Raw genomic sequence first — 15,142 nt, 5'->3', positions numbered from 1 at the left:
TTACTTTTGTGTGGCAAGAGATTTCAGATGATCCAAAAGAGTCTGCTCCAGCCGGGTAATGAGTTCTGATGGAGGAATACCGCCCAACAGGACAGGAATGACTTCCATATCCAGGATAGCGGCAGCTGCAGCGGAGAAATTTAGATCATAAACCATTCCGGCCTGAAACACCCTCATGGCATTGAGGGTGTTTACACAGCTTAAATCGTTCTGCCGGGTTTCAAGAAGGAGTTGGGCAGCTGTTGTCGGTATTTTGCCGTCATCGTGCAAATCATAGGTAATAAAACCGTGACTTGAATCCGGATTCAGATAATGGTCTTTCATTACTTTATAAATATCCATTTTGTCCGCATCCCTGAGCAGACGGGCCAGAAGACTTAAATCGCTCCCGAGCTTTCCGGAAAGACGGGGGCGGTTATGCAGGGCCACTGCCCGCAAAATCAGCTGCCTGTCGGTAACGGACAAATGGGAAAGAATGTTGCTTCGCACTATTTCCCGGCACCCTAATGCTGCATGGTTTTTGGAACGGGCATCCGCATAGGTGTGAAAGACGGCAAACTGGGGAAATCTGCCCATATCATGAACCATGGCGGCAGCACAAGCACGGGCCGTTTTCGGCCCGTCAAGATCAAGTGATGCGCAAAGCATTCTCATGGCCTTGCAGACCCGGGCAGTGTGTTCCTGTTTGAGTACAAATGGATAGGCGTCTTCAGCCCTGTCGACAAAAGGGGTGGTATACGCATAAAACTGTTTTTCTATTTTTAAAAAATCATCGTGGGTCATCATGGATCAATTTTCCAGGACAATGGATGGAATTTTCAACATAAGGGTGATTTGTCCACTGACCTAGTTATCCGGCCTCTTTTCTGACAAAAAGCATCATGATAATGCCGCCAAGCACAAAAAAAACAAACGCTGCGATCACCGGATCATCTTTGGTTGGAAGAACATTGATATTGGTCTGGACTGCCACATTGTCAAGGCAGATGATTTCCCCTGCCTGTTTCACATACTGCTGCGCCATCAACACGGTCTCTTTAAAGGGCCACAAAGCATAAAGGGAGCCTACCATCAGCCCGCCTAAAAAGGCCATGGTGGCATTATAGCAACGATAAAGGACAAAACTGACCAGCCGGGCAAACATAAGGCCGCCGAAGATAACCCCCAGGCCGAATATTCCCAGAAAGACAAATGTCTCCCAATGAAAGGACTTTAATTCAGAAATAGCCGAAATAACATCAAAATAGGTTCCCATTAAAATCAATACCAAAGAACCGCTGACACCCGGCAGTATAGTGGCTGAGATGGCAAGAGCACCGCAAAATGCAATATACAGATAATCCTCAGGTGAATAACCTTGGACCGTTGAAGCAATTTTTCCCGATTCAGGCATAGAAGCATCCGGTCGCGCAGCAGAGGCGCCCTGAACCTGGAAGATCCGGGAAAGATAATCAGACTTCATCTTGATTTTATCGTAGGGATTGACCATGGCGGATACCCACACAGTGATGCCGACCCCGCCCACAAGGCAAAGCAGGGCCCGGGCATCAAAACGCTTAAGCATCTTTACCGGAATGATGATAGAAACCAGGATCAACCCGAAAAAAAATGAATAGGTTACACAAAAATGGTGGAGCAAAAGATATTTCATCAGACTGGAGAGGGCAAGAATGGCAACGGCGGTCCCGGCCGCAAGTTTAAACAGGAAAAAGAAACCGTTTTCTTTAAAAAATGCATAAAAATTTTTAACGCCCTGGACCGGGTGCATGAAACAGGAAAAGACAAGTTTAAGGCATTTCAGGACAAAGTTTTTATTAATCTGATTTAAAATTAAAAATACCCGCTCATATATTCCGAAAACCAGCAAAAAGGTCCCGCCGGAAACCCCAGGAATAATATTGGCAACGCCTAAACAGAACCCCATGAGCAACTCTTTTATGGTTGCCGACGTAGCAGAAGAAGAAAAGGACATCAAATTTTACCTCAATATTCAGGGTGTATTAAGCAGGCCACCCGTGCTCACCGATAAGCTTGACAAAACGGCAACCACCTAAATTGACCGTTTTAATACCCGTGCTGGTCTTTTCAATACGTAAAAGTTCCTGGGAATGCAGTCCCCCCACGGGCATAACCAGGCGCCCCCCCTCTATAAGCTGATTCACTAAAGGTTCGGGTATCCGATTCCCTCCGGCCGTGACAATGATGGCGTCAAAGGGGCTTTCGGCTTTCCAGCCCGTGGTGCCGTCGGAATAGCGGGTTACGATATTATGGTACTTCAGACGGTCAAACAGTTTCCGAGTCCGTAGATAAAGCGTATTGTTCCGTTCAATGGTATACACCCTGTAAACAATACGGGACAGCACGGCAGCCTGGTAACCGGAGCCCGTACCGATCTCAAGGACACGCTCCTGGCCCGTCAAGGTCAGACTCTGGGTCATTTCAGCGATAATAAAAGGCTGGGAAATGGTCTGTCCCTCACCGATGGGAAGTGGGAAATCCCCATAGGCACTGTCAACCAGGGCCTCACTGACAAAAAGATGGCGGGGCACCTCGATCATGGCCTGGATCACCAAAGGATCACTTACTCCCCTGGCAATAATCTGTTTTTCCACCATATCCCTGCGCCAACGCGAAAATTTTGTAGGTTCGTCAGTCATGGTCTTTTAATATCAGCAACCGCCGAGGCCGTCAAGCATTAGAAAACGGGTTTAAAGCCTGTAATAAAAGCCGTTATGGTAATTATCCGCCCTTCATCTTTCCCTTGCATTTGGACGCCGGTGAAAGTAATAGTAAGTCATGGATAAAACTTCTAAAATGGTAATAACCGTGTTTATCGCGGTCCTATTTTTTTGCATCGGCACGGCCGGATACATGGCCGTTGAAGGCTGGGGGGTTCTTGATGCCGCCTATATGACGGCCATCACCCTGAGTACGGTGGGTTTTCTTGAAGTCCACGATCTGTCCAACGGCGGACGATTGTTCACCATTTTTCTGATATTTACAGGCGTAGGGTACTTTCTGTATCTGGGCAGTGTTTTTATCAGTTCGGTTGTGGACGGTGAAATTAAAAGCATGCTGGGGAGGCAACGTTTGAACAGCAAAATAAAAAAAATGAAGAATCATTACATTGTCTGCGGATACGGTCGCATCGGCAGAATTCTGTGCAACTTCGTAGCCGAAGAGACCATAGACATCGTTGTGGTGGAACAAAGTGAAGAACTCAAAGATCTCCTGGAAAAGGATAAAATTCACTATATCATCGGAGATGCCGGGAATGAGGAAATTCTGGAAAAAGCCGGAATCAAACAGGCAAAGGCACTGGTGGCGCTTCTTGGAACGGATGCGGCAAATGTGTTCCTGGTACTCACAGCCAGACAACTCAATCCCGACATCTATATTATGGCCCGGGCAATAAGCACCATGGTGATAAAAAAACTCTATGTGGCGGGCGCCAATCAGGTGGAATGCCCCTATGATACCGGTGGGATTTCCATGGGACTGAAGCTGTTGCGCCCTACGGTTTCCAATTTTCTGAACACGGCACTGTCCCGGGAAAGCGATGCCATCCAGCTTGAAGAAGCCTTTGTACCGGAAACATCAAATTATGCAGGGAAACAGCTTAAGGATTCCGGTATTCGGCAGGACTACAACCTGATCATTATTGCACTCAAAGAGAAGTCAGGCCACATGGTATTTGCCCCCAGTTTTGAAACCATTATCCATCCCTGGGACACACTGATTGTCATGGGAAAAACCGAAGACTTGAAGGCTTTCAGGCGTGCGCTTGGTAATGTTTAAATCTTATAGATTACCCGGGTATCGGTAATGATAATGTCCACCGTATATTTTCTTGACTCCATCTGAATCTGATCAACAATCTGCTCTTCATAAGCCAAAGCTACCTTACGGCAGGTTTCAGGCAATTTTGTGATCAGCTTTGAATAGTAATTGTTTCCGAAGCCCATGCGTCCGCCCTTGTCATCAAAGGCCAGACCCGGGATAATAGCAATATCCACATCATCCAGGGCGATTTTCTTGCACCGCTCGGGATTGGGCTCAAGCATGTCATGGGCGTTGGGCACCAAATCTTTATCAAAATGACTAATCTTATACAAAAGGAAAGTATTTTTAACATCTGTAAATACCGGTAAAATAACACTTTTCTCAATTTCCATAGCTTTTCGAATAATCTTTTCCGTAGGAATTTCCTTACTTCCGGGCGGGTATAGGAACACCTGATGGGCTTCTAAAAAGTTTGCAAATTCGAACAATTTATTTTCAATGATATTATATTTCTCTTCAATCTGTTCCGGGGACAGGGCGTTCATACGTTCGGCAACCTGGCTTAACACACTGTTCTTACCACTTTTAGCTTCATCCATAATCGTATTCCTTAGATTATTGTACAATAATTTTTTTGCGAAATATTATACACTGCCGGCCAATTGTCAACCGGCAATAATCGTTGACTGTTTACATGGCCCGTGTTATCTGAATATGATTGTAAAAATATTATAATCAGCCACCCGTCAACCCTATAATCATGCAGGATAAAAATCAAAAATGCTTGATATAAAATTGATTAAAGACAACCTGGATACTGTTGTCCAGGGCATGAAAAAACGCCGAGCAAACATTGATTTTTCCCCATTTCTTGAAAATGAGGAAAAAAGAAAATCTCTTTTAGTTGATATTGAAGAGTTACGGCACCTAAGAAATACTGTTTCTGATGAAATTGCCAAAATGAAGAAATCCGGCCAGGACGCCCAGCCAAGCATAAATAAGATGAAAGGCGTTTCTGAGCAAATTAAGGAAATGGACAAAACACTCAATGAACTGGACGCCTGGATCAAGGCGTTCCTTATTAATATTCCCAATCTGCCCCATGAAGATGTGCCCATGGGAAAGGATGACACTGAAAACCGGCTTGAAAAGAGGTGGGGTTCCCCCCCGTCCTTTGATTTTGAGATCAAGGACCATGCGGATATTGCCGAAGACTTAGGCATTCTCAATCTTGGATGTGCAGCAAAACTTGCCGGGTCCAGATTTCCTTTGTACATCGGCGCTGGTGCGCGCCTGGAAAGGGCCTTAATCAATTTTATGCTGGATATTCACATCACGGAGCACGGGTATAAGGAGGTTTTACCGCCGTTTATCGTAAACAGGGAAACCATGACCGGAACGGGCCAGCTGCCTAAATTTGAGGAAGACCTATTTAAGCTTGAGGGCTGGGATTACTACCTGATTCCTACATCAGAAGTGCCCATGACCAACATCCCGGCCGGAGAAATCCTGGATGAATCCAAGCTGCCCATGAAATTTACCGCATTTACCCCCTGTTTCAGGTCCGAAGCAGGCTCCTACGGCAAAGACACCAAAGGACTGATCCGCCAACACCAGTTCAACAAAGTGGAAATGGTAAAAATCACCTCTCCGGAGAGCTCATTTGATGAGCTTGAATCATTGCTGGCCAACGCCGAAGAGATTCTCCAACGCCTGGAACTGCCATACCAGGTGGTCACCTTGTGCACCGGGGACTTGGGATTTTCCGCCGCAAAAACCTATGACCTTGAAGTGTGGATGCCCGGCCAGGATAAATACAGAGAGATATCCTCATGTTCAAACTGCCTTGATTTCCAGGCCAGGCGGGCAAACATCCGGTTCAGACGGGAAAACGCCAAAAAGCCTGAATTCTGCCACACACTGAACGGGTCCGGGCTGGCCGTGGGCAGGACCTTTGCAGCAATTCTTGAAAACTATCAAATGGAAGACGGAACCGTCAAAGTGCCCAAAGCACTGGTACCGTATATGGGAGGGTTAGAAATCATTGAATACGAATCTTAATCTGTTTCCTGAGGATATCAGACCACACATCATCCCCTCGCCCAAGGGGGGACTATACTATAAATGTCTTGGCTGCGGTGCCGAATACGGCATTGAAGAACTTTTATATGTGTGCCCGGCATGCAACGAGGTATTGCTGATCCATGACCGGAACAAAGACCAGCTCAACGCCATTTCAGGCGAAACCTGGCAGAGAATATTTGATTACCGCAAGATGCTTAAGATCCCGGCCCTTAAAGGGATTTATCGGTACCACGAATTCATAGGCCCCAGCATCCCCCTTGAATCCATCATCTATCTGGGTGAAGGACACACGCCACTGGTGGAGGCCAACACCCGGCTCCAGGAAAAAACCGGGTTAAAGTTCTATTACAAAAACGACGGCCAGAACCCTTCAGCCTCATTTAAAGACAGGGGCATGGCCTCCGCCCTGTCCAGCATAAAATATCTTATTGACCAAGGATTTGTCTCCGAGGTCATCTCGATATGCGCCTCCACCGGCGACACCTCGGCATCGGCAGCCCTTTACGCCTCCTACCTGGGATCTAAAGTAAAATCAGCCGTACTTCTGCCCCATAAAAAGGTCACCTCCGCACAGCTGGCCCAGCCGTTGGGAAGCGGTGCCAGGGTCTTTGAAATTCCGGGGGTTTTTGACGACTGCATGAAAGTTGTGGAGCATCTCTCCTCAAGCTATCCGGTGGCACTGCTCAATTCCAAAAACGCTTGGCGGATACTGGGACAGGAGTCCTACTCCTATGAAATTGCCCAGGATTTTGACTGGGATATGGATAAAAAAGTGGTCATGGTGCCCATTGGCAATGCCGGAAATATTTCAGCGGTTATGAACGGTTTCTTAAAATTTTACAATGCCGGCATCATCAATAAACTTCCCAAAATCATTGGGGTTCAGTCCGAACATGCTGACCCGGTATACAGATACTACCTTGAACCGGATGAGGGCAAACGTAAATTTATCCCTGTCCAGACCCAGCCGAGTGTTGCCCAGGCAGCTATGATCGGCAACCCCGTATCCATGCCAAGGGTGATCCAGATCGCCAGGGAGTATGATGCGGCCAGCGGCCACAGAAATGTTTTTGTGGTCCAGGTAAAAGAACAGCAGATCATGGACTGGCAGCTCACAGCCAACCAGAACGGGCATATCACCTGCACCCAGGGAGGCGAATGTCTTGCAGGGATGGTCCAGGCAAAGGCATTGGATCTCGTGGATGAGAGCGAAACGGTGATTCTGGATGCCACGGCACATGCCATTAAATTTTCCGGATTCCAGGACCTCTATTTTAAGGGCGAACTGGCTGAAGGTTACGGTATTTCATCTGACAGCCGGTTTATCAATTTACCGGATTTTATTTCACCCGATGATCCCGAATTGATTCCGTCCCAGGAAAAACCCCTTGGTCCATCACAATTCCAAAAATTCGTAAAGGATGTGTCAGAAAAAATCGCCACCCGTTTAGGGCTTTGATCTATGTCTTTTCCCCGGGACATCATAATGAGACGTATTGTTATCCCGGCCATACTGTTTTTTTTCACCCCTTGCGCCGCTTTCGCAGCAACGGGGGTGAAAACCAGTATTAAAAAATATTCTCTGTTCACTTACGAAGATCGGGTTTACCTGTGCGAGCCTTATCTGGTCGGGCAAGATGAATGGCTGTATAAAATTTTTCGCCAGAAAGGAGAAATATCCGCGTCGGATTTCCCGCTGTTTTTAAAAATATTTAAAACCATCAATCCGCAAATAAGCAATATTGATGCCATTTCCCCCGGCAGCCAGATTGTGATTCCCCTTAAACAGGTGGATAAAAACGCTTACAAACACGAGAACAACGGCATGGTGGCGGTACCGGTGCTGGAGTTCTCTACAGAGATTAATTCTGCCACTCTATCCCGGCACATCCATGAACACGAGGTCAAAGCCGGGGAGACCATATCAGAACTGCTTTCCGAAGAATTTTTAACATCCAGGGGCCATCTATCCAGGACGGGGGAAAAAATTGTGCTTCACCTGAATCCAAACATAACGGATATCAACCGTATCTATCAGGGGACAACCATCGCAATCCCTGACCCTTCAATTCTTTCCCAGCCCTGGTTTACCGATTTCATTGCCATGGGAAAAGATGTTGCACCGCTCGCAAATAACGTTGCCACCAACATTTCCGAAGAGAAACGAACACTCCCCCATTCACCCAAGCCTCTGTCCATGGCGCAGTTGACAGATCTAAAACGCTATACCCGGCTTATCCAGGGTCACCTCATGCATCAGGGAAAACTGTTTTTCCCGTCCGACAGCCAAGGCGGCAAGCCTCAATGCATCGATTTGTCAATAACACCCGTCATCAGTGACGATACCGGGAAAAAAACCGTGCTGCTTGGGCCAGATGCCACTGAAGCGTCCATGGATCCAGACCTTGTTGCTGCTATGAAAGCCTATTGGAAAAATCTGCAATTTAGAAAATACAGTGAAGTCCTCAATGCCAAGATGCTGCTCAACACACAGACCATGAAGGATGTGCCCAGATCCCATGAATCGTTGATTCGGCTTCTTATCGCCGCCACATCTTATTCCTATGAGCCCCGGGTCTATTTCCCCCTATCCGTCAACAAAGTACAGATGACGGTCTCTTTAGGCAGGATCACCCATAAGCACGCGTCTGATATTTTAATCAATTCGGGAAGCGTTTACGGTAAAGCACTTGACGTCTTAAAAAGCCAAGGATACCTCATACTTGACCTACCTTCGGATCTCACGTTTGAAGATATCTGTACCCGCCTTTTTTCCCAGCTTGGGTATCAGGTGTGGAAAGACCCATCGTTTAATACAGACCGGAAAGTATATAATATCCCAGGTGTTTACATTGAAAAAGGCCTGGAAAAGCTGTTTTTCACCAGGATACCCCTTTTCAAAAGAGCTACAAACTTTCTGGAAAACGAAAAAATTGATGTGATTATGCTGAATAAGGAGTCGGCCCGATGAAAACAAAGCTGTTTATCCTCATTTGTATCTGTGCTGTCATGGCATCCTGCACCTCAACGGTACAGACCCAAAAACAAAATAAAATCGCCCAGGCCATCAAAAAGGAAGGCGATGTATTCCAGGCCCAGGGGAACTATACGGCGGCATTAAGCAAACTGCTTGAAGCAGAAAAATTGGCACCGGACGACCCATATATTCAAAACAGCCTGGGATTGGCCTACATGGGAAAAGAAAGAGATGATCTGGCGATTCAGGTCTTCAACAAAGCCCTGGCGCTCAAGCCCGATTACACCGAGGCCCTGAACAATCTTGGTGTCGCTTACCTTCGGGAGAAAAAATGGGATATTGCCATAAAGACATTCAACAAAGTCCTTGAAGATATGACCTACCCCACCCCCCATTACCCGTTGGCCAATATCGGATGGGCCCAGTTGGAACAGAATAATTACCCCATAGCCCAGAAATATTTCCTTAAAGCATTAAGGGAAATGCCCGGATTTATCAAGGCCATCCATGGCCTTGCCCAGCTCTACATCCGAAGCGGCCAGACAGACAGGGCCATCGCATACTTGGATAAAAATATAAAAAGATCCCCGGACACTGTCATATTCCATGCGGACCTTGCCCAGGCATATGAAGCCTGCGACCGGACTGGCCATGCCATCAAAGCCTGGCAGGTGGTTATGCAGTTGGCCCCTAAAAATTCCAGTCTTTACCACAAGGCAGAACAGCGTCTGTTCGAACTGCAGTAGGTAGCAGTAAATGCTATTGCATAATATACCTTTTCTGCTCAAGTTGGATAATGGAAGGCGTCAGGAAAATAAGCAGCTCATTTCGATCGTCAGCCTTGGCTTTTGAACCAAAAAGATAGCCTAACCCCGGAAGGTTGGCCAGAAAAGGAACACCATCTGTGTCCTGGCTCTGGATACTTTTGATAACTCCGCCGATAACAACCGTATCGTTGTTATTGACCAGAAGCTCCGTTTTCGCCTCATTTGTTGCCAAGGTCGGTACACCATCGGGACTGATGCTGGCAACGTCATTTTTGGTCAAGTGTACGATCATGTTGATTCTGTTGTCTGGCGTAACTTGGGGCGTTACTTTCAACTCCAGATTAACCTGTTTAAACGCCACAGAAGATCCGCCGGTATCATCTCGCTCAAGATAAGCATATTCCAGGCCCTGCGAGATCATGGCCTCTTTTTTGTTCAGGGTCAGAATTCTTGGGGAGGATACGATCCTGACGTCTCCCTGTGCTTCAGAGGCTTCAAGCTTTGCATTCAGCGCACTGACAGAAGACCCGAACAGTCCGAAAAAGGAAAAATCACCTGAAACACCTGATGTATTAACAGACACAGAGAAATCATCAACAAAGCCCGATGTTCTATCAGACGCATTGGACAGGTTCCAGTTGATTCCGAAGCTTCTTGAAAAATCCTTGTTTACCTCAACCACCTTGGCCTCAATCATGATCTGGGGCGTCACCTTATCCAAGCGGTTGATCAGCTCAAAGGCTTGATCGATCTTAGCCTGGGTATCGGTAATAATCAGCTGATTGGTACGGGCATCCACTGAAATCTTGCCCCGATTCGGGGTGAGAATCTTGGATACATGGGGTTCAATATACTTCTTTGCATCTGAATAATTGACAGGAATATATTCGGTGACAAGGGGCTCCAGGGCCTTTTCCTGTTCTTCGGATTTCTGCCGGGCCGCAATGGCTTCCTGGCGCTGAGTTTCCTCCCTGGCAAGGGTTTCTGTCGTGGCAATACGGATGACATTGCCCTCCATCTTTTTACCAAGATTATTCATTTTCAGAATAAGATCAAGAATCTGGTCCCAGGGTACCGGATCCTGAAGCGTCAGTGTCACCTTACCCTGCACATCCCTGTCAATGGCAAAATTCACGCCGGCCACACTTTTTAATATCCTGAAAACATTTTTAATATCTGTTTCATAAAAGTCCAGTTTAATTTTTTCACCGGTATACCGGACCGAGGAAGGATTCAACAAAGGATCCTGGTCCGGGGAAGGCCTCTTTGCCTGGGTCGTTGATTCCCCCTGATCATATTTTTTTAATCCGGGATGGGTCTTTTTGCCGGCGTCCGAACTGACTTTGACTTGATCAAATTCAGGCGCAGAGACGTTGGGGGCTTGAAAGATCACATGAATGCCCTTAGTGGTTTGAACCACTTGGAACGGCACTTTTTCCCTGATCTTGATATCCACCAGCGTATCATTAGGATTTGCAGGATTTGGCCCGGGCATAACCTGTTCCACGGCAGAATTCAAACACCGGCTTAAAAGAGGCCGCTGATGGTGGAGGGGAACCGTTGTATTATACAATACCAGTCCGAGGGAATCATTGCGAGTCTGAACGGTTTCGTATCGAACCGGATGATCCGTTAGAATCTGAACATCAGATTCGCCAAGATTATTGCTGTCAAATTCAATATGGGTCAGATGGGCTGTTGTTCCAGGAATCGAAACATCTTTGGACGGTTCCACAACATCTTTCCATCCCTGTCCGGATTCATCTGAAATAGAACCGGCCTTTGCCGACTGTTCGGAAAGGGACTGACTGCCCTTGATAATGATACCCAAACGGTCCGGTTTTTCCTCCACAATGTACGGCAGGTCCGCTTTAAGCAGGATATCCACCTTGACTGTTGTTTGGGCCTTATCAATAAAACCGACCGTTATATCGCTGACACGGGAGTCGGAAAAGTATCCGGCATCCACCCCCCGGGCAAGATGGACATTGGACAAATAGACGCTCACGGCAAAGGGGAAAGACTGCTTAATGGAGGTATAATCATTCAAAGGCCCGGAAGCCTGTATCCATGCCTCAAACGCATCCGCTTTGGGGTTGACCCATATTTTGTTAACGGTTTTGGGTAAAGACCCAGAATCGTCATGGGAAATCGGACTCTCCTCAACCTTAGCTGTACTTGCCGCTACGCCGGTTTGCTGGGTTACGCACCCTGCCGTAAAGGAAAGCATCAGAACTGACATGATAAGACCTGTCATATAACGTCTGAGTGCAGACCGATAATTAATAATCATCTTCTTCCCCATCCTCGCTTTTATGAAATTTAATCTCCTCATAACGCTTAAGGCTTTTTCCTTGATAATCTTTTACTGTTTCTTCAATCTTAATGCCTGTGCTGGTAATGGATGTAACCCTCCCGCCATTGGGACCGATATAAGTACCAATAGAGACCTCATACCCTTTACCGCCGGCTTCCTCCACCATAGCAATGGCCCTGTCCTGCATTTCAACAACTGCCACCAGCTTAACCTGGCTTAATTCCAATTTTTCCAGGGGGGTCAATATTCTTTCGCTTTCGAGCTTTGAATCCCCGGATGAAGCTGATCCGACAACTTCATTTTTCTCAGCAATCAAAGGAATAAAAGGATCCACCCCACCCTTGCTGTCATATTTTTCCATGGGTATAGAAATACCGGCTTTTTGTAAGCTGCCTGCACCATCAATATCGCCACCGACCTGATTCTCTTTGACTGGATCCTGCACTGGTTTCAACTCAGAGATCAGGGCCTGTTTTTTCTCAGTATCCCCGGAGCCAGGCGTTAGCGCTACCGGCCGATTTGATTTGAAAATGGGTTTGGAAACCTCCTGGGGCTGTCTTGTCTGTTTTGGCGCAGGGGCCTGCTCCTCATTGCAGGCTGATACAAACAGTAATGAGACACCCAAACCGGCCACGCAAAATATTTTAACTAATTTTTCCATATCCGGCGCCTTCTATCTCTTTGTGTGTTTCTTCTTGCCTTTGTCACCCGTACCCTCATCTTCCTTGGGTTCAACAAACATGTAGGTCAGGGCAACGCATTGCATCTGAATTGTATTTCTGTCCGCCACCTCTTTTCCGGACATCCGATTCATATTGATGGTCGACATATTGACAATACGGTTGAACCCTGCAACCCGATAAAAAAATTCGGCCATCTGGTGGTAACGCCCCGCCACCGTCATGGACAAGGGGATTTCTATATAGGACGCATTCTCCACCATGTTCTGGGGCGCAAATAACTGGACTTCAAGCCCGGCATCCCTTCCTGCCTTGGATATTTCATCCAGCAAAGAAGGCAGTTCTCTTTTATCCGGCAGAGCGGTCATGGCAATGTTGAACTGTTCCTGGGCTTGGGCCATCTGAGCTTCCACCTTTTCAAGGGCTGCGGCTTTAGCCTTGTACGTTGACAAAAGAGTTCTCTGACTTTCCAGATCTTGCATTGCTGCCGTAAGTGTATCAAGCTTTGGGCCAAGCAGCAGAAAATAAAACCCGCCACAAATTAAACCCACTGTGCCCAGACAAATAAAAATACGTTTGATTTTTGTCAACTCACCTATTTTTTCAAACAGGACGTCTATCTTCCCACTTTTTTTTTCAGTGCTATGTTTCGTTTTCCCTGCCATTATTTTTCCCTTTTTGTAGACTTTACACCCTTATCCGTCTCATCGGGTGCCGGTTCGGACAGTCTCTTTGTGCAGGATATCTCAAATTCTTTTAACCGGAGATTATTATTAAACTCCTTTGTTTTTGACAACTTTAAATCTACAGTTCCAAACAATTGAGAACTTTCAAGATTTCTCATGAATGCGGCAATGGTCGGGTTATCAAAGGCAATCCCTTTTAAAGAAACGGTCTGGGCATCTGCAGCCACACTGAACAACCACATTTTTGTCTTTACAAGCCGTTGCGCCAACTCTTCCAATAATATCTGCTGCTCATTTTTTCTTTTTTTCAAATTTTCAACGATGGCCAGCTTCTCCTCCAGAATCGCCAGATTTTTCTTAATCTGGGTGACCTTATCCGCTTTTTTCTTATACATGAGGCTTTCAGCCCTTACCTGGGCAGCCTCATTCTGAATCAGGCTGATTTTATTGTTCAGCGTAGAGATCACCCAACCCAATGCCAGAAAAATAAAAATAAGGGAAAGGAAAAATACGGATACCTGACGGCGGATGTTTTCCTTTTTCCTGGCAAGCCTGAACGGCAACAGATTGATTCGTATCATTTGTCATTCACCCGTCTCATGGCAAGCCCCAGTGCGATGGGGGACAGAAGCTGGTACGCTTCCAGTTCGCCGAGTTCTTTTGAATCACTGACCAGTCCGGCAAAGGGATTAATCTTTGAGACAGTTACCTTGAGCGCCGCAGTCAATTTCTCAGCCAGCAGATCTATGAAACCGCCCCCGCCGCTGATAACAATATTTTCAATCCCGTCATTGCCGGGACCGGACTCAAAGGTATGAACCACCTCGCAGATATCTGAACACCAGTTGTCGACAACTATTTCATACAGGTCGTCCAACGACTGTCCAGATTCCGGATAATCAACCTCGCCCATGATGATCTGCAAGGCTTTTTCCCGGTCAATCTCCAGTCGCTCACTGACAACGGAAACAAGCTGGTAGCATCCGTTGGTCATGTCCCGCATCATCATGGAATTGTTATTCTGAAGGATATTCACACTTGTTTTGGAAGCCCCCACATCAAGCAGCAGGGTTATGCGCTCATGATCTACATCAGGAAGCGTTTCATAAACATTTTGAAGGGCAAACGTATCCACGTCAATAATCACTGGATTAAGGCCTGCCATATGAATCAGCTCAACATATTCATCCACCAGGTCCTGTCTTACCGCGACAAGAAGCACATTCATCTGTTCAGAAGAGTATTCGCTGTCACCCAGAATCTGGTAATCGATATTAACATCATCTATATCATAAGGAATGTATTGCTCGGCCTCTGTCCGAATATTTCTATGCAGTTCCTCGTCATGGACCTTTGATGTGCTGATGGTCTTGATAACCACCGAATGACCACCGGTGGAAATCGCCACATTTTTTTCCTTGATATTCTGCGATTTAAACAAGGAGCGAATAATTTCAGCCAACCCCTCCGTATCGGCAATCCGGCCTTCCTGAATCATGCCTTCGGGAATCTTTGCGATGCCGAATTTATGAAGCGTTCTGCCTTTCTTGGTTGTCTTCAGTTCGGCCACTTTGACGAAAGCAGCCCCAATATCTAGGCCTACAAGATGATCTTTTTTCCCAAATATCATACGCATCTATCCCCAACGATGACTGTCGCAATGGGCTTGATATGAAGAATGCAAATAATAGTTATTGATATCCTAAACTTATATGACTATATATTTGATACGAAATGGGCGTAAAGTCAAGCAGAATAAAACTATTTAACTGATTGAATAGCAAATAAAAAAGGTGCTTGCCAAATTTAAAACCCCAAAAATATGATTTTTTTTTCATAATGAAAGG

Annotated in this window: 14 protein-coding genes; 5 read left to right on the top strand and 9 right to left on the bottom strand. The window is 46.4% G+C overall.

Annotation, left to right across the window (positions count from 1 at the left end):
• From DESPODRAFT_RS12875 to DESPODRAFT_RS12865, 3 genes are all read right to left on the bottom strand, one after another.
• Positions 1-786 carry an HD domain-containing protein gene (locus DESPODRAFT_RS12875; protein WP_004074014.1) on the bottom strand — a complete coding sequence of 262 codons (786 nt, stop codon included), beginning with the start codon at positions 784-786 and terminating at the stop codon, positions 1-3.
• A gap of 64 nt (positions 787-850) precedes the next feature.
• Positions 851-1,972, bottom strand: coding sequence for a DUF368 domain-containing protein (locus DESPODRAFT_RS12870; protein ID WP_004074013.1), 1,122 nt, complete (start codon positions 1,970-1,972; stop codon positions 851-853).
• Between the two features lie 28 nt (positions 1,973-2,000).
• Positions 2,001-2,657, bottom strand: coding sequence for a protein-L-isoaspartate(D-aspartate) O-methyltransferase (locus DESPODRAFT_RS12865; RefSeq protein WP_004074012.1), 657 nt, complete (start codon positions 2,655-2,657; stop codon positions 2,001-2,003).
• A gap of 157 nt (positions 2,658-2,814) precedes the next feature.
• Between DESPODRAFT_RS12865 and DESPODRAFT_RS12860 the strand changes: the two genes are divergently transcribed.
• Complete coding sequence (locus tag DESPODRAFT_RS12860) at positions 2,815-3,798, top strand: potassium channel family protein (RefSeq protein ID WP_004074011.1); 984 nt, start codon at positions 2,815-2,817, stop codon at positions 3,796-3,798.
• Here DESPODRAFT_RS12860 and DESPODRAFT_RS12855 read toward each other — a convergent pair.
• Positions 3,795-4,382, bottom strand: a complete 588-nt coding sequence (locus tag DESPODRAFT_RS12855; RefSeq protein WP_004074010.1) for a 5-formyltetrahydrofolate cyclo-ligase — start codon at positions 4,380-4,382, stop codon at positions 3,795-3,797. The genes DESPODRAFT_RS12860 and DESPODRAFT_RS12855 overlap by 4 nt on opposite strands.
• Positions 4,383-4,563: 181 nt before the next feature.
• Between DESPODRAFT_RS12855 and serS the strand changes: the two genes are divergently transcribed.
• Genes serS through DESPODRAFT_RS12835 form a run of 4 tightly spaced genes read left to right on the top strand, consistent with a single transcriptional unit; the run spans position 4,564 to position 9,591 of the window.
• Complete coding sequence (gene serS, locus DESPODRAFT_RS12850; RefSeq protein WP_004074009.1) at positions 4,564-5,844, top strand: serine--tRNA ligase; 1,281 nt, start codon at positions 4,564-4,566, stop codon at positions 5,842-5,844.
• Positions 5,828-7,327, top strand: a complete 1,500-nt coding sequence (gene thrC / locus DESPODRAFT_RS12845) for a threonine synthase (protein WP_004074008.1) — start codon at positions 5,828-5,830, stop codon at positions 7,325-7,327. The genes serS and thrC overlap by 17 nt, the downstream gene beginning before the upstream one ends.
• 27 nt (positions 7,328-7,354) lie before the next feature.
• The gene (locus tag DESPODRAFT_RS12840; RefSeq protein ID WP_245531910.1) at positions 7,355-8,839 is read left to right on the top strand and encodes a hypothetical protein; all 1,485 of its coding nucleotides are present in this window, start codon (positions 7,355-7,357) and stop codon (positions 8,837-8,839) included.
• A complete protein-coding gene (locus DESPODRAFT_RS12835) occupies positions 8,836-9,591 on the top strand; it encodes a tetratricopeptide repeat protein (RefSeq protein ID WP_004074006.1) in 756 nt (251 codons plus the stop codon). Before DESPODRAFT_RS12840 ends, DESPODRAFT_RS12835 begins: the two co-directional genes overlap by 4 nt.
• Positions 9,592-9,604: 13 nt before the next feature.
• Here DESPODRAFT_RS12835 and DESPODRAFT_RS12830 read toward each other — a convergent pair whose 3' ends face one another.
• Genes DESPODRAFT_RS12830 through pilM form a run of 5 tightly spaced genes read right to left on the bottom strand, consistent with a single transcriptional unit; the run spans position 9,605 to position 14,931 of the window.
• On the bottom strand, positions 9,605-11,905 hold the full coding sequence (locus tag DESPODRAFT_RS12830; RefSeq protein WP_004074005.1) for a type IV pilus secretin PilQ: 2,301 nt from the start codon (positions 11,903-11,905) through the stop codon (positions 9,605-9,607).
• Positions 11,895-12,590: a pilus assembly protein PilP gene (locus DESPODRAFT_RS12825; protein WP_004074004.1), complete on the bottom strand. Its 696-nt coding sequence runs from the start codon at positions 12,588-12,590 to the stop codon at positions 11,895-11,897. Before DESPODRAFT_RS12825 ends, DESPODRAFT_RS12830 begins: the two co-directional genes overlap by 11 nt.
• Before the next feature lie 12 nt (positions 12,591-12,602).
• Complete coding sequence (locus DESPODRAFT_RS12820; RefSeq protein WP_004074003.1) at positions 12,603-13,274, bottom strand: type IV pilus inner membrane component PilO; 672 nt, start codon at positions 13,272-13,274, stop codon at positions 12,603-12,605.
• A complete protein-coding gene (locus DESPODRAFT_RS12815) occupies positions 13,274-13,876 on the bottom strand; it encodes a PilN domain-containing protein (protein ID WP_004074002.1) in 603 nt (200 codons plus the stop codon). The genes DESPODRAFT_RS12820 and DESPODRAFT_RS12815 overlap by 1 nt, the downstream gene beginning before the upstream one ends.
• Positions 13,873-14,931 (bottom strand): type IV pilus biogenesis protein PilM, encoded by a 1,059-nt coding sequence (gene pilM / locus DESPODRAFT_RS12810; RefSeq protein ID WP_245531909.1) that lies wholly within the window; start codon positions 14,929-14,931, stop codon positions 13,873-13,875. The genes DESPODRAFT_RS12815 and pilM overlap by 4 nt, the downstream gene beginning before the upstream one ends.
• Between the last annotated feature and the right edge of the window lie 211 nt (positions 14,932-15,142).

Source organism: Desulfobacter postgatei 2ac9, from assembly GCF_000233695.2.
Classification (GTDB): domain Bacteria; phylum Desulfobacterota; class Desulfobacteria; order Desulfobacterales; family Desulfobacteraceae; genus Desulfobacter; species Desulfobacter postgatei.
This window is presented reverse-complemented; position numbering and strand designations above follow the sequence as displayed.

What these genes read in the sequence shown, in the direction of transcription:
- DESPODRAFT_RS12875 (WP_004074014.1), bottom strand. Translation starts at nt 786, where the DNA reads ATGATGACCCACGATGATTTTTTAAAAATAGAAAAACAGTTTTATGCG.
- DESPODRAFT_RS12870 (WP_004074013.1), bottom strand. Translation starts at nt 1,972, where the DNA reads ATGTCCTTTTCTTCTTCTGCTACGTCGGCAACCATAAAAGAGTTGCTC.
- DESPODRAFT_RS12865 (WP_004074012.1), bottom strand. Translation starts at nt 2,657, where the DNA reads ATGACTGACGAACCTACAAAATTTTCGCGTTGGCGCAGGGATATGGTG.
- DESPODRAFT_RS12860 (WP_004074011.1), top strand. Translation starts at nt 2,815, where the DNA reads ATGGTAATAACCGTGTTTATCGCGGTCCTATTTTTTTGCATCGGCACG.
- DESPODRAFT_RS12855 (WP_004074010.1), bottom strand. Translation starts at nt 4,382, where the DNA reads ATGGATGAAGCTAAAAGTGGTAAGAACAGTGTGTTAAGCCAGGTTGCC.
- serS (WP_004074009.1), top strand. Translation starts at nt 4,564, where the DNA reads ATGCTTGATATAAAATTGATTAAAGACAACCTGGATACTGTTGTCCAG.
- DESPODRAFT_RS12840 (WP_245531910.1), top strand. Translation starts at nt 7,355, where the DNA reads ATGAGACGTATTGTTATCCCGGCCATACTGTTTTTTTTCACCCCTTGC.
- DESPODRAFT_RS12835 (WP_004074006.1), top strand. Translation starts at nt 8,836, where the DNA reads ATGAAAACAAAGCTGTTTATCCTCATTTGTATCTGTGCTGTCATGGCA.
- DESPODRAFT_RS12830 (WP_004074005.1), bottom strand. Translation starts at nt 11,905, where the DNA reads ATGATTATTAATTATCGGTCTGCACTCAGACGTTATATGACAGGTCTT.
- DESPODRAFT_RS12825 (WP_004074004.1), bottom strand. Translation starts at nt 12,590, where the DNA reads ATGGAAAAATTAGTTAAAATATTTTGCGTGGCCGGTTTGGGTGTCTCA.
- DESPODRAFT_RS12820 (WP_004074003.1), bottom strand. Translation starts at nt 13,274, where the DNA reads ATGGCAGGGAAAACGAAACATAGCACTGAAAAAAAAAGTGGGAAGATA.
- DESPODRAFT_RS12815 (WP_004074002.1), bottom strand. Translation starts at nt 13,876, where the DNA reads ATGATACGAATCAATCTGTTGCCGTTCAGGCTTGCCAGGAAAAAGGAA.
- pilM (WP_245531909.1), bottom strand. Translation starts at nt 14,931, where the DNA reads ATGCGTATGATATTTGGGAAAAAAGATCATCTTGTAGGCCTAGATATT.